The 12509-nt window shown below is 66.7% G+C and carries 13 protein-coding genes; 4 read left to right on the top strand and 9 right to left on the bottom strand.

The genetic code is table 11. The features are described from left to right. Positions 1-83 precede the first annotated feature (83 nt). Entirely contained in the window at positions 84-1514 is a 1431-nt protein-coding gene (locus C3B78_RS01040; protein WP_104996422.1) for an FAD-binding oxidoreductase, read from the top strand. A gap of 108 nt (positions 1515-1622) precedes the next feature. On the opposite strand, the gene C3B78_RS01035 is transcribed toward C3B78_RS01040, so the two are convergent. Both C3B78_RS01035 and C3B78_RS01030 read right to left on the bottom strand, forming a co-directional pair. Then, complete coding sequence (locus C3B78_RS01035; RefSeq protein ID WP_104996421.1) at positions 1623-2171, bottom strand: DUF4190 domain-containing protein; 549 nt, start codon at positions 2169-2171, stop codon at positions 1623-1625. 52 nt (positions 2172-2223) lie between these two features. After that, entirely contained in the window at positions 2224-3132 is a 909-nt protein-coding gene (locus C3B78_RS01030; RefSeq protein ID WP_104996420.1) for an NERD domain-containing protein, read from the bottom strand. Positions 3133-3375: 243 nt separating this feature from the next. On the opposite strand from C3B78_RS01030, the gene pgm reads away from it, so the two are divergent. After that, entirely contained in the window at positions 3376-5049 is a 1674-nt protein-coding gene (pgm, locus tag C3B78_RS01025; RefSeq protein WP_104996419.1) for a phosphoglucomutase (alpha-D-glucose-1,6-bisphosphate-dependent), read from the top strand. Here the strand turns inward: pgm and C3B78_RS01020 are convergent. After that, positions 5039-5551, bottom strand: coding sequence for a 2'-5' RNA ligase family protein (locus C3B78_RS01020; protein ID WP_199775382.1), 513 nt, complete (start codon positions 5549-5551; stop codon positions 5039-5041). The genes pgm and C3B78_RS01020 overlap by 11 nt on opposite strands. Positions 5552-5722: 171 nt before the next feature. Beyond that, on the bottom strand, positions 5723-6328 hold the full coding sequence (locus C3B78_RS01015; protein ID WP_104996417.1) for a malonic semialdehyde reductase: 606 nt from the start codon (positions 6326-6328) through the stop codon (positions 5723-5725). 206 nt (positions 6329-6534) lie between these two features. Here C3B78_RS01015 and C3B78_RS01010 point away from each other — a divergent pair, with 206 nt between their 5' ends. After that, complete coding sequence (locus tag C3B78_RS01010; protein WP_104996416.1) at positions 6535-7887, top strand: uracil-xanthine permease family protein; 1353 nt, start codon at positions 6535-6537, stop codon at positions 7885-7887. Here the strand turns inward: C3B78_RS01010 and C3B78_RS01005 are convergent. From C3B78_RS01005 to C3B78_RS00985, 5 genes are all read right to left on the bottom strand, one after another. Further along, positions 7884-8777: an SGNH/GDSL hydrolase family protein gene (locus C3B78_RS01005; protein WP_104996415.1), complete on the bottom strand. Its 894-nt coding sequence runs from the start codon at positions 8775-8777 to the stop codon at positions 7884-7886. The genes C3B78_RS01010 and C3B78_RS01005 overlap by 4 nt on opposite strands. Further along, positions 8774-9676, bottom strand: coding sequence for a GAF domain-containing protein (locus C3B78_RS01000; RefSeq protein WP_104996414.1), 903 nt, complete (start codon positions 9674-9676; stop codon positions 8774-8776). The genes C3B78_RS01005 and C3B78_RS01000 overlap by 4 nt, the downstream gene beginning before the upstream one ends. 92 nt (positions 9677-9768) lie before the next feature. Continuing rightward, entirely contained in the window at positions 9769-10260 is a 492-nt protein-coding gene (locus tag C3B78_RS00995; protein ID WP_104996413.1) for a glycosyltransferase family A protein, read from the bottom strand. A 198-nt stretch (positions 10261-10458) separates the two neighbouring features. Beyond that, entirely contained in the window at positions 10459-10797 is a 339-nt protein-coding gene (locus C3B78_RS00990) for a hypothetical protein (RefSeq protein ID WP_104996412.1), read from the bottom strand. 79 nt (positions 10798-10876) lie between these two features. Next, complete coding sequence (locus C3B78_RS00985) at positions 10877-11776, bottom strand: SDR family oxidoreductase (RefSeq protein WP_104996411.1); 900 nt, start codon at positions 11774-11776, stop codon at positions 10877-10879. Between the two features lie 210 nt (positions 11777-11986). Between C3B78_RS00985 and C3B78_RS00980 the strand changes: the two genes are divergently transcribed. Continuing rightward, entirely contained in the window at positions 11987-12508 is a 522-nt protein-coding gene (locus tag C3B78_RS00980) for a DUF6328 family protein (protein ID WP_104996410.1), read from the top strand. Position 12509: the final 1 nt, after the last annotated feature.

Below are 12509 nucleotides of genomic sequence, written 5' to 3'. Positions count from 1 at the left end.
AGTTCCTCATCACAGGCGCCTGACGCCTTCCATATCTTCCTTATCCCCAAGGGCATAGCCCCTTAAGCGGAAGAGCACCAACGATGTCCACAGTCCATGAGAACACTAGGGAACTGGCGATACAGCAGGCACTGCACGAGTTGCGCGGAAAGCTGTCCGGATCCTTGATCGAGCCCCGTGACCCCCTGTACGAGGAAGCCCGGCGGGTATGGAACGGCATGGTCGATCTCCGGCCACGAGCCGTCGTCCGGGCCGGGGCCCTGCCGGATATTGACGCCGTTCTGGACGCCGTGCGGCGCACGGGGTTGGCGTTGGCCGTCCGCGGCGGCGGCCACAATGTTGCGGGGCACGGCACTGTTGACGGCGGACTGGTCCTGGATCTGGGCCAGCTCAAGCGCGTCCAGGTCTACGCCGGCAGCAAGCTGGTGACCGTTGAACCCGGAGCCACCCTTGCCGACGTCGACCGCGAAACTGCCGTCCACAATCTTGCCGTCCCGCTGGGAGTGATTAGCGGAACAGGCGTGGCAGGACTAACGCTCGGCGGGGGCGTGGGCTGGCTGACGCGGTCAAGCGGCCTGAGCCTGGACAACCTGGAATGCGTGGACATCGTCACCGCCACCGGAGAACACCTGCACGCCGCCGCCCACGAGAACCCGGAGCTGTTCTGGGGCCTGCGCGGCGGCGGCGGAAACTTTGGCGTGGTGACGTCCTTTACCTTCCATGCCCGCGCGCTGCCGCCGGCCCCGCTGGGCGGGAACCTGTTCTACCGGCGGGAACACTGGCGCGCGGCCCTGCTTGCCTTTGCCGATTGGACCCGTGGCCTGCCCGATGAAATGAACCCGATCGTCTCGTTCCTGATCTTCCCTGCGGAATTCGGAATGGGCAGTGACCCGTGGATGATCATCGGGTTTGCGTGGGTCGCGGAGGACCACGAGGCCGGGCTCGCCCTTGTCGACCGGCTCCGGGCCGGCGCTCCGCCCGACGAAGAGGAAGTTGGCCCCACCTCCTGGCTGGACTGGCAAAGCGCCATGGACAGCGTCTTTCCCAAAGGCTCGCGCGGTTACTGGAAGAACGTCTCCTTTTCCCGCCTCGATGAGGAGTCGGTGGATGTCCTGCTTGGTTTCGCCTCCGAGCTTGCGTGGGAAGGCACCGGCATTGATGTCCACCACATGGAAGGGGCGTTCGGACGGGTACCTGACCATGCAACGGCGTTCCCGAACCGGTCTGCCCGGTATTGGCTGAATGTCTATGGGTTCTGGCGCGATCCTTCCGAGGACGAGCGGCTGACCGCATTCGCCCGCAAAGCCTACGGGCTCATGCAGCCCTTCGCCGAGCACGGGGAGTACGTCAATTTCCTGGGCGCGGAAATCGGGCTGAAGGAGCCGGACGCTGCCCGGGCGGCGTACGGCCCGGAGAAGTTCCAGCGCCTCGTTGCCCTCAAGGACCGGTACGACCCCCACAACATCTTCCGCCTTAACCACAACATCCCGCCGACACAGGCTCCGCGAGGCTGAACGCCGGGCTTAACACACAACTTAAACGCACGACGGCGGTCCGGGCGCCGGAGCGCCGGACCGTCTCAGCGGCTGGCTGAGGCGGGTTAGCCTGTCCAGGACGTGGGTTCAGTACGTGTAGCCCGAACCGCTGGTGGTGCTGGCTATGGTGAGCCCGATGATGGCCAGAAGCCAGAGCGCGCCGTAGCCCAGCAAACACAGGTAGCCCAGGACCAGGCCGGCGATGGACATGCCCCTGCCCGCCGGTTCCCGCTTCAGCGCCATGTGTCCGGTGATGATCGCGGCGACCTGCGGCAGCAGGATCCAGCCCATGATGACCGACGCGATGCCACACACCATGCTGGCAATGCTCAGTGTTTTCGGCTCTGCCTGCATGCCGTAGTACGCCGGCTGGCCATAGGGGCCGGCTGGCTGACCGTAGGGGCCCGGCTGCTGGCCATAGGGGCCGGCTGGCTGACCGTACGGAGTGCGGTACTGGCCCGGCTCGCCGAAGGCGTTCTGCCCGGAACCGCCCTGCCCGTAGCCGCCCTGCCCATACTGCGGCTGCGACGTTGTGCCGCTGCCTGAGGGCGCAGCGAAACGGGGCGGCTCAAAGCCCGGCGGCGCGGGGGACTCGGGCTGCCCGGATTCGGGACGCTGGCTGGGCTGGTCGGACATGGTTCTTCCCCCTTGGATTTTGTTCCAGCCTACCCCCGGCGGGTCGGGGCATCTATTGTCCCCAGTAGGGCAGAACGTACACCGCAAAAATCACAAAAGCGGCAAGAAGGGCAAGCCGTCCTGCGCCCGCGGCACCATGCTGGCGCGCCGCCGAGCCGGCACCGTACCGAGCCGAATTGCGCCGAACCCGGTTGTGCCTCCGGACCGGGCTAAGCTCCGCGGGCGCGGTCCGGGAGGGGTCCCCGGAGACCACCGGACGGGATGGGGAGTCCATCCTTCGGACAACGCCTGCAGGACCTGCCGGGACGCTTTCTGCGGTTCCGCCGGGCGGGACCGGGGGTACGGGCCGCACGCTCCGCAGCGCCGTGATGCCGGGTTCCTGTTCGTGGGTCAGCTCCTGGCCGAGATGCTTGTACAGACCCGCCACGGCCTGCTGGTCCAGGACCGGGGGCAGGGCTTCTATTGCACCCACGATGCGTCCGGTTCCGGCCACTGCAACATCCGAATTCGTTACGCCAAGGAGGTCCGGCTGGGCAGCCATGCAGATCAACGGACGCACCAGCCTCCGGTGCATCGGCGCAACCACGGACGTCACGGCTGCGCACTGGGCCAGGGCCCCCTCCACCGCCTGGGTCCGGGCGTAGCGCCCCTGCCACAGCACTCCCGAGGCAACACGGACCTCCCCTGTCCAGTTCTTGGAATTCACCACAACCACGCCGCCGGGCCCCACCAGGACATGGTCCAGGCTTGCCTTCGGTCGGCCGGGCCAGTGGACGTCATTCAGCAGATACCAGCCCCGCGGCACCAGCTCGCCCAGCTTCTCGGCCACTGCCGTCGCGCCCTCGGCGCCTGCGTCCCACGGCTTCGTGGAGCGTTCGGCTTCGTCGAGCCGGCGCTTGAGCCTGGCCACCCTTTCCGCGGCCAGCCTGGACTGCTCGGCTGCCCCGTCTCCTGCCCCCATGGCGTCCCTGCTTCCCTGCTGGAAGGACGACGGCGGCCGCCCGCCGTCGTGCCTTGCTTACGTACGTTTTGCCGGATTTTTCGAAGGTAACAGGGCGCGCAGGCGGCGGTATATAAGTACTTTTCGGGGCAGTACTCAGTTTGACTACTCGTTTGATGACGTCATTTCGTCACAGGCCGGACACACGGCCCGCATTCCGGCCGGGTCGTTTTGACTACAGCTCCTGTCTGGCATGCTGGTGCCATGGCTAGCCGCGCGGGCACACTTGCCCAACCCCAGGACCTTGTTGACATCACTGCGCTCCTCGACGCGTATTACGACATCACCCCGGATCTGGCTGATCCGGGCCAGCGCGTTGTGTTCGGCACGTCCGGGCACCGCGGATCCAGCCTCAAGGCGTCCTTCAACGAGAAGCACATCGTTGCCATCACCCAGGCGATCGTGGAATACCGGGCCGGGCAGGGCATCACCGGCCCCCTGTTCCTGGCCAAGGACACGCACGCCCTGAGTGAACCTGCACAGAACTCTGCGCTTGAGGTGCTGGCAGCCAACGGCGTCCAGGTCCTCGTGGACGCCCGGCACGGCTACACCCCCACCCCGGCACTGAGCCACGCGATCCTCACCTACAACCGGAACGCGGGCGCCGGCGCCCCGCAGGCTGACGGCATCGTGGTGACGCCCAGCCACAATCCGCCCGCAGACGGCGGCTTCAAGTACAACCCTCCGCATGGCGGCCCCGCGGACTCCGACGCCACCGGATGGATTGCCAACCGTGCCAACGAGCTGCTCGAGAACGACCTGCGCGGGGTGAAGCGGATTCCGGTCGCCGATGCACTGGCCGCTGACACCACCGGCAAGTTCGACTTCCTCAGCAGCTACGTTGACGACCTCCCGTCCGTGCTCAACCTGGATGCCATCCGCGCGGCCGGAGTCAAGATCGGCGCTGACCCCATGGGCGGGGCCTCCGTTGACTACTGGGGCGAGATCGGCGAGCGCCACCAGCTGAACCTCACCGTCGTAAACCCCACGGTGGACCCGCAGTGGGCGTTCATGACCCTGGACTGGGACGAAAAGATCCGGATGGACTGCTCCTCGCCGTCCGCGATGGCGTCGCTGATCAAGCGGATGGCTGCCGGTGCGGACGGGACGGCAGCCTACGACGTCGCCACCGGCAACGATGCGGACGCGGACCGGCACGGCATCGTCACTCCTTTTGTCGATGGAGTGGGCGGGCTGATGAACCCGAACCACTACCTCGCCGTCGCCATCGACTACCTGTACCGGAACCGCAGCGGCTGGAACCCGGCATCGGTGGTGGGCAAGACCCTTGTCTCGTCCTCCATCATCGACCGCGTGGCAGAAAGCCTGGGCCGGAAGCTCGTTGAGGTTCCGGTGGGCTTCAAGTGGTTCGTGCCCGGCCTCCTGTCCGGCGAAGGCGCGTTCGGCGGCGAGGAATCCGCCGGCGCCTCCTTCAACAAGAAGGACGGCAGCGTCTGGACCACGGACAAGGACGGCATCCTGCTGGCCCTGCTCGCCTCGGAGATCACCGCCGTCACGGGCAAGTCGCCCTCCCAGCTGTACAAGGGCCTGACGGACCAGTTCGGCGCGCCCGTCTATGCCCGCATTGACGCAGCAGCCACGCGGGAGCAGAAGTCGGCACTCGGCAAGCTGTCGTCGTCGGACGTCACCGCCACGTCCCTGGCCGGGGAACCCATCCTGGCCAAGCTGACCGAGGCCCCCGGCAATGGCGCGCCCATTGGCGGGCTGAAGGTGGTCACGGAGAACGCCTGGTTTGCCGCCCGCCCCTCGGGCACCGAGGACGTCTACAAGATCTACGCCGAGTCCTTCAAGGGCGAGGAACACCTCAAGCAGGTCCAGGCGGAAGCCAAGGCCTTGGTGGACAGCGTTATCTCCTAGGCGGCTCGTCCGTTTCCGGCAGGGTCCACAGGCGCAGGATGCGCCGGACGGTGCGGTCACCGTCCGGCGCCATGTCCACCAGTGCAATACGGTTGAGCACTACGGCGTCGCCCGGGTTCAGCCGCTTGCCGCCGTGGTGCGAGACATGGGGCCGGTAGCCTGCCATCGTGTGGGCCGGCGTCAGGATTGTGCCCCCCAGGCGGCCCGCTGCAGCCACCAGCTGCTCGTGCAGGAATTGCAGCTCCGGCTGGGGTTTGATGAGGTTCACGGGCACGGAGCCGTTCCGGCCGAAGCCTGCATCCTCACCCACGGTCAGTCCGGCGCCCAGGGCGTCCATCGCCGGGCCTTCTGCAAGGCCGGCGACGCGCTCGGCTACGTCAGCACTGTCCGGGCCTCCGGCGTCGAACCTCACCAGGGTAATGTGCAGCGGCCATTCGCTGCGGGGGAAGACCAGCCCGTCCGCCACCGGCTCGACGAAGGCCACCAGGACGAGGTTCCGCATCGGCATAGCCCCAGTCTGCCACCACCCCCTGCCGACGCTCTCTCACTTAACGCGGCTTAACCGCCAACGCTCTCTCACTTAACGCGGCTTAACCGCCAACGCTCTCTCAGGGGTGAGAGAGCGTCGGCCAAAAAGGTGCATTAAGTGAGAGAGCGTCCCGGGGGTTGGGGGTTAGACGGTGCGGACGACGTCCTCGTAGGCGAACTTGGGCTTGGCTTCGCCCCACGCGTCCTCGGCAGGCTGGCCGATGTTGACCACCAGGAAGCTCTTCTGGTCCCCGGCCGGGAAGAACGCTGCGTCGATCGCGCCAAAGTCGGCGCCCGTCATGGGTCCGGCGGCGAACCCGAGGGAGCGGACAGCCAGGATGAAGTAGCCGGCCTGCAGGTGGGCGTTGTTGTTGCCAGTGGCGGCGGCGAGTTCCGGGTTGGCGTCATACATGGCCTTGGGGGCGTTGTAGCCGGGGAGGAAGGCGTCCCATTGCCCCGCCCAGTCGGTGTCGTAGCTGAGGATTGCCACCAGCGGGGCGGAAGCCGTCTTGGCGCGGTTGCCCGGCATCAGGGCCTCCACCAGCTTGGCGCGGGCCTCATCAGAACGGACGTAGGTCACGCGCAGCGGCTGGGAGTTGAAAGCGGTGGGGCCGAACTTGGTCAGCTCGTAGATTGCCTGCGCCTGCTCCTCGGTCACCTCTCCGGTGAAGGAGTTGGCGGTGCGGGCCTGGGCGAAAATGGCGTCGACAGCGGCCGAATCGATAACCGCTTCTTCGTGGGCAATGGTCATGGGCTTACCTTTCGCTGCGCCTCCCCGCTTACCGGGGCGGCCTTGTTGCCTTCCATACTTGCAACTTCAACCAGCCCCTCCCTCTTCCCGTGACGGCAGGTGACGTCCACCACAGCAGGCCGCAAGGCGACGCTGGCGGTATCCTTGTCCCAGTTAATCTCCGCCCTCCGCGGCACCCTCCGAAAGCCCCCGAAAGGCCTCCGCCCATGAGCATGCTCGGAATCAAATGGAAGCTGCACGGCACCGGAAAGTCGATTAAGCCCGGCCACGTGGTGGCCCCGGATGAGCGGCTGGTCTGGCCGCTCACCGTCGGCGTAGGCATGCAGCATGTGGTGGCCATGTTCGGCGCCACGTTCCTGGTGCCCATCATCACAGGCATGCCGCCTGCCACCACCCTGTTTTTCTCCGGCATCGGCACGCTGCTTTTCCTGGTGATCACCAAGGGCCGGGTTCCCAGCTACCTGGGCTCAAGCTTCGCCTTCATCGCGCCCATCATGGCGTCCCAGCAGCAGTTCGGCGTCCCCGGGGCGCTGGGCGGCGTGGTGCTGACCGGGGCCGCCCTGGCCCTGGTGGGCGCCATTGTGCAGAAGTTCGGCGCAGGCTGGATCAACCGGCTGATGCCGCCCATCGTCACGGGCGCAATCGTGGCGCTGATCGGCCTCAACCTTGCCCCCGCTGCGAAGAACAACTTTGACGCCGCGCCCGTCACCGCCGTCGTCACGCTGGCCACCATCATCCTGGTCAGCGTCCTGTTCCGCGGAATCCTCGGCCGCCTGAGCATCCTGGTAGGCGTAGTAGTGGGCTACCTCGTGGCCATGCTGCGCGGCGAGGTGAGCTACGACAAGATGGACGCCGCAGCGTGGATCGGCCTCCCGCAGTTCCAGACCCCTGAGTTCCATGTGGGCGTCCTGGGCCTCTTCGTGCCGGTGGTGCTGGTGCTCGTGGCGGAGAACATCGGCCACGTGAAGTCGGTGGCCGCCATGACAGGGCAGGACCTCGACGACGTGTCCGGCCGCGCGCTGATGGCCGACGGCGCCGCCACCGTCCTGGCAGGCTTCGGCGGCGGCTCCGGCACCACCACCTACGCCGAGAACATCGGCGTCATGGCCGCCACCAAGGTGTATTCGACGGCGGCCTACTGGGTTGCCGGCATCTTCGCCATCCTGCTGAGCTTCTCGCCGAAATTCGGCGAACTGATTGCCACCGTCCCGCCGGGCGTCCTGGGCGGAGCGGCCACCATGCTCTACGGGATGATCGGCATCCTGGGCGTGAAGATCTGGGTCCAGAACAAGGTCAATTTCTCCAACCCGGTCAACCTGACCACCGCCGCCGTGGCCCTGATCATCGGCATCGCGGATTACACCTGGACCATCGGTGACCTCAAGTTCACGGGCATCGCCCTGGGCTCGGCAGCAGCCCTGGTGATCTACCACGGCATGAAGGCCATAGCGAAGGCCAGGGGTACGGTGGCCGAGCCCGAGACGGAACAGGCCGGCCTGCCGCCCGCCGTGAAGGCAGCCGTCAACGCCGCCGCCAAGCGGACGCCCAAGAAGCGCTAGGCCTTCTTCACGGGAAGGGGCCCGGCCTTCAGGGACAGGAGCTCGGCGGGCAGGCCTGCCGGATGGCCGGCAGGGAAACGCCCGTGCCCGAACACCGGTCCTGGCTGGGGCCGTTTGGGAGCCAACGGGACCGCCGCTGGGTGCCTGACCTGGCGGATCGCCCAGGGAACAAGGTATTCACGTGCCCAGGCCAGGTCCTCGGCCCGGGCTTCCTTCCAGCTGCGGGGCGGGAGCGCCTTGGGCCGCAACGGTTCAAGGCTGTGGGGAACGGCCAGGGCCTCCAGCACCCCTATGGCTATGGTGTGGTGGCCCAGCGGAGAGAAATGCAGGCGGTCAGGATCCCACATGCCTGGTTTCGTGAGGTCGCGCAGGCACCACAGGTCCACCATGACGGCGTTGTGCCGGGCGGCCACTATGTGCAGGTTCTCGTTGAAGATGGCCACCTTGCCGCGTATCTGGCCGAAGACCGGGGTGGCGCCCCAATCGGGACCGGCGAAAAGGACCACGGTGGCCCCGGAGCGGGCGAGTTGCTCCACCCCGGCGTCGATCTTCTCGGCCAGCTTGTCCGGGTCGCTGCGGCGGAACACAATGTCGTTTCCACCTGCGGAGAGCGTCACCAGGTCAGGTTTCGCGGCCAATGCCGGGCCCACCTGCTGATCCAGGATCTCCCGCAGCCGCTGGCCCCGGATCGCGAGGTTGGCGTAGGCAAAACCCGGCTGGCCAACGCTGAGTTCCTCGGCCACGCGGTCGGCCCAGCCCCGCAGCCCGCCCTGGTTCTCCGGCTCGGGATCCCCCACCCCCTCGGTGAACGAGTCGCCGAGCGCCACAAAGCGGTGCCAGGGATGCTGTACGGCTCCCGACGCCGGCTCCTCGTGCTTCTGCGCGGTCATGCCGTCCTCCCTTCCGCGGGATGAGGTGTGTCCTCACCCCGTCCGGCCTGCCGGCCATGGGGTGCTTCCGCCTGCTGGTCCAGCTCGGCAGGAGGCAGCAGGCGGAAGTCCGCTACGCCGTCGGGCGTTCCCTGCCTCAGCCCCGTGGGCTCCCTGCCGGAATCCCCGGCCCTGGGGCTCTCCCGGGCGGAGCCGGGTGCAACAACGCTAAGGGCGGCATCGCGCAGGTCAAGTTCATGGTGCAGGGCCTGTGTCTGCAGGAATCGAAGGGCCCCCTCGCGGCTTAGCCCGTACTCATCCATGAGGCTGCGCACCGCCAGGTCCACCAGGACCAGGGAACTTTGCACGACGGCGATCCCCGCCGTCGCCTCGGCGCGCTCGGCCACCCGCACCACTACGCGCAGCGCCCGCGCCACCTGACGGGCGTAGTTCCTGCTGCGGAGGAGGTCGTCACTTGTGAACGTGTGGGGAAAGGCCGCGTACAGGTTGATGGCGGCGCTTGTTGCGCCCTCGGACGCGATGGGCATGGCGAGGAGCGACTGCACCCCGTGGCCGGCGGCCGCATTCGAGTACCCTGGCCAGCGCCGGTCCCGGCTGACATCGGACAACAGCACGAACTCCCCGCTGCGGATGGCCTCCATGACCGGACCGTCGGCGAATGAGCACTGTTCCAGGTCAGCCTCGCGCGCCTTTTCCGTTCCTGCGGCGACGGTGCGGGCCTGGCCCAGGCGGAAAAGGGTTGCTGCCCAGCTGATGCCGCGCTGTTCACCCTTGATGTCCGCCATGAAGTCACGGGTGACGTCCCAGAGGTAGGTTTCGACGTCCTTACTGTCAAATACCTGTTCCGGGGGTACTGGAAAGGGTCCCCAGCCGAGCTGTCCTGTGGGTTCAGCGGCCATGATCCACGCCTTGGTTGAAGCGCTCCGGCCTACTGCAAAACCTGTCTTCTAAGAATACTCCCCCGCCCGGTTGAAAGGGGGTGCATGCGTAGTCAGCCTGCCTGCTCCTCCCCCAGCACGACGTCGTACGCCTCCACCTGCCTCTCGGTCACCGTGGTGGGCGACTCCAGATGGACAGCCCCGGAGGGCAGGATGCCGGCACCTCCAAACCGCTCCAACGCTCCGGGTTCCAGCCACACGTCGTCGTCAAGGAAGAGGCACTTTTCGGCAGTGGAGTGATCCAGCAGGAACTGGCGGTGTTCTGCCAGGCCACGGCACGGCAGGTGGCGGAGGAGGGTGAGGGACCGGCCCTGAGCCTGGAGTACGCGCACCATGGCTGCAGCGGCAGGATGCTCCCAGCCCGGGCTGCCGGTTGATTGGTCACTGATGACGACGGCGAACGCGGGCTCGGCCTGCGCGGCAAGGCCCGCAAGGGTTACGGCAAGTTCCGCCGGACGGTTGCATGTGGGCAGCAGGACGTCCACTTCCACGCCAGCCTGCCCGTCAACGCGCCGTGCCCACTGTTCTGATGATCTCCTGCTCACAGCCCACCTCCTGGCCTGCACCCGGCATGAATTGGCGATTGGGGTCCGCTCTGTCCTGTACCCACATCATGCGGATCTATGCCCGGCACGCGGGAGGCCTCCGCCCTGCGGTTCCCGGGGAACCACGGGGCGGAGGCCTCCATTCAAACGAACTTTCCCAAGGCTCCGGGCAGCCGCCGCGGACGGCCTCGGAACGTGCTATCCGGCGCTGAACTCCTCGCCGTCGTCGTCTTTCGGCGACTTTTCCCGGGGCAGGTCATTGCCGCTGCCGTCCGGAATTCCGGCAGCTTCCTGCCCCGGTTCGGACGAGACCGGAGCGGACCCCTGGGAGTCATCGTTGGACTCGTCGATCTCAGCGGCGCTGGAGGGAAGGTCCATGTCGTGGGGTACCGGATCCCCGCCGGCATCCGCCTGGGGCTCGTTGGTTTCGGCGTCGCCTGAAGCGGCCTGGGCCCCGCCCATTTCCTGCTCGGCCGTGGGCGTGCCGTAGCCGCCCGGGTCCGTTTCGGGCTGCGCGTGCTGGTTTTCCTGCGTCATGGTTTCCTCCTGTTGTCTGTTCGGATGAAGTGGTCTGATGAAGCTGGCTTACTGGTCACGTACGCCGTGGGGCCCTAGCCTAGAGCCCCTTGCCCCCGGTTACCGGCAGGACTGCCCCCGAAATGTAGGAGCCGTCCTCGGAGGCCAGCAGTACATACGCCGCGGCAAGCTCGGCCGGTTGGCCGGCCCGCTCCAACGGGGTGTCCTGGCCGAATTTCGGGAGCTTCTCCGGCCACTCCGTTGCCGGGATCAAGGGGGTCCAGATGGGGCCGGGAGCCACGGCGTTAACGCGGATGCCCTTGGGACCGAGTTCCTGCGCGAGCGCCTTGGTGAACGCCACCTGGGCGGCCTTGGTCATGGCGTAGTCAATGAGGCCCGGCGACGGGTTGAAGGCCTGGATCGATGCCGTGGTGATGATGGACGCCCCCGGCTTGAGGTGCGGGACGGCTGCCCGCGCGGTCCAGAGGAGCGAGTACAGGTTGGTCTTGAAGACGCGGTCGAACTCCTCGGTGGGCAGGGATTCCAGGCTCTCGCGGTTCTTCTGGTAGGCCGCATTGAGCACCACCACGTCCAGCCGCCCGAACCCGGACACGGTCTCCTCTGCAATGCGCGTACTGAATTCCTCTTCCCGGCCGTCTCCGGCAAACAGGAGGACCCGCTGCCCGGCTTTGCGGATCCAGTCCGCGGTGTCCTGCGCGTCTTCCTCCTCTTCGGGCAGGTAGGAGATGGCCACATCAGCGCCTTCACGGGCAAAGGCGATGGCCGCGGCCTTGCCGATTCCGGAATCACCGCCCGTGATGAGGGCCGCCTTGCCCTGGAGCTTCCCGTGTCCCTCGTAGCTCAGTTCGCCGTGGTCAGGCTTGGGTTCCATCGGCGCCGTGAGGCCGGGCTGCTTCTGTTCCTGCTCCGGGAACGGGCCTGAGTGGTAGCCGCCGCGGGGATCCTTTGGCTGGTCTGTCTGCTTGCCTGTGTCGCTCATAGTCCGCCTGCTTACTGTGTCGGTTTTCGAAGAGCCCCGCTATGCACCGGTCCTTCGAAGCTATCCCGGCCGGAGGAGCAAAGTCCACCGTTCGGTGCGAATATAATCAGTAAACTTACCAAATGCCGGGACGGGTGCAACGCCGGCCTTGTTTCTGGATACGGGAAGAGTAGAAAGAGAACAAGGAGGCTAGCAGGGGAAGGAGAGGCAATGTCAGGGGTGGAGGATTACACAGGCCCATCGGGCCGGAACGAGACCCGCGAGGAACAACTGGACCGCAACTGGGCAGAACTGCTGCAGGAGTTGCGGGTGTTGCAGATGGGCGTGCAGATCCTTGCCGCCTTCCTGCTGACCCTCCCCTTCCAGCAGCGGTTTGCGGATCTCGACGATTTCCAGGTCACCCTTTACCTGGGCAACGTGGTGATCGCGGCGCTGACCACAGCACTCATTCTCCTGCCGGTGAGCGTGCACCGCCGGCTGTTCCGGAAGCGGCTCAAGGAGACGCTCGTGTCCAGCGGGGATTCGATCGCCAAGATCACCCTTGCCGGAATCGCGCTCCTGAGCGCAGGTACGGCTGCGCTGGTCTTCGATGTGGCCGCCGGCCGCTCGGCCGGCCTTACAGCCGGCGGGGCGTTGATGGCAGTAATGGTGGTCCTGCTGGTCTACATCCCCATCCACCTGAACAGGCGCGCCACCGAAGACACGGCGCCTCATGGCTTGAAGGAAGGCTGAC

This window comes from Arthrobacter sp. PGP41 (assembly GCF_002953935.1).
Taxonomy (GTDB): Bacteria; Actinomycetota; Actinomycetes; order Actinomycetales; family Micrococcaceae; genus Arthrobacter.
This window is presented reverse-complemented; position numbering and strand designations above follow the sequence as displayed.

Coding starts and splice junctions, on each gene's coding strand:
- C3B78_RS00980 (WP_104996410.1), top strand. CDS start 11,987: ATGTCAGGGGTGGAGGATTACACAGGCCCATCGGGCCGGAACGAGACC.
- C3B78_RS01015 (WP_104996417.1), bottom strand. CDS start 6,328: ATGACCATTGCCCACGAAGAAGCGGTTATCGATTCGGCCGCTGTCGAC.
- pgm (WP_104996419.1), top strand. CDS start 3,376: ATGGCTAGCCGCGCGGGCACACTTGCCCAACCCCAGGACCTTGTTGAC.
- C3B78_RS01010 (WP_104996416.1), top strand. CDS start 6,535: ATGAGCATGCTCGGAATCAAATGGAAGCTGCACGGCACCGGAAAGTCG.
- C3B78_RS01040 (WP_104996422.1), top strand. CDS start 84: ATGTCCACAGTCCATGAGAACACTAGGGAACTGGCGATACAGCAGGCA.
- C3B78_RS00990 (WP_104996412.1), bottom strand. CDS start 10,797: ATGACGCAGGAAAACCAGCACGCGCAGCCCGAAACGGACCCGGGCGGC.
- C3B78_RS01020 (WP_199775382.1), bottom strand. CDS start 5,551: ATGCGGAACCTCGTCCTGGTGGCCTTCGTCGAGCCGGTGGCGGACGGG.
- C3B78_RS01005 (WP_104996415.1), bottom strand. CDS start 8,777: ATGACCGCGCAGAAGCACGAGGAGCCGGCGTCGGGAGCCGTACAGCAT.
- C3B78_RS01030 (WP_104996420.1), bottom strand. CDS start 3,132: ATGGGGGCAGGAGACGGGGCAGCCGAGCAGTCCAGGCTGGCCGCGGAA.
- C3B78_RS01035 (WP_104996421.1), bottom strand. CDS start 2,171: ATGTCCGACCAGCCCAGCCAGCGTCCCGAATCCGGGCAGCCCGAGTCC.
- C3B78_RS01000 (WP_104996414.1), bottom strand. CDS start 9,676: ATGGCCGCTGAACCCACAGGACAGCTCGGCTGGGGACCCTTTCCAGTA.
- C3B78_RS00985 (WP_104996411.1), bottom strand. CDS start 11,776: ATGAGCGACACAGGCAAGCAGACAGACCAGCCAAAGGATCCCCGCGGC.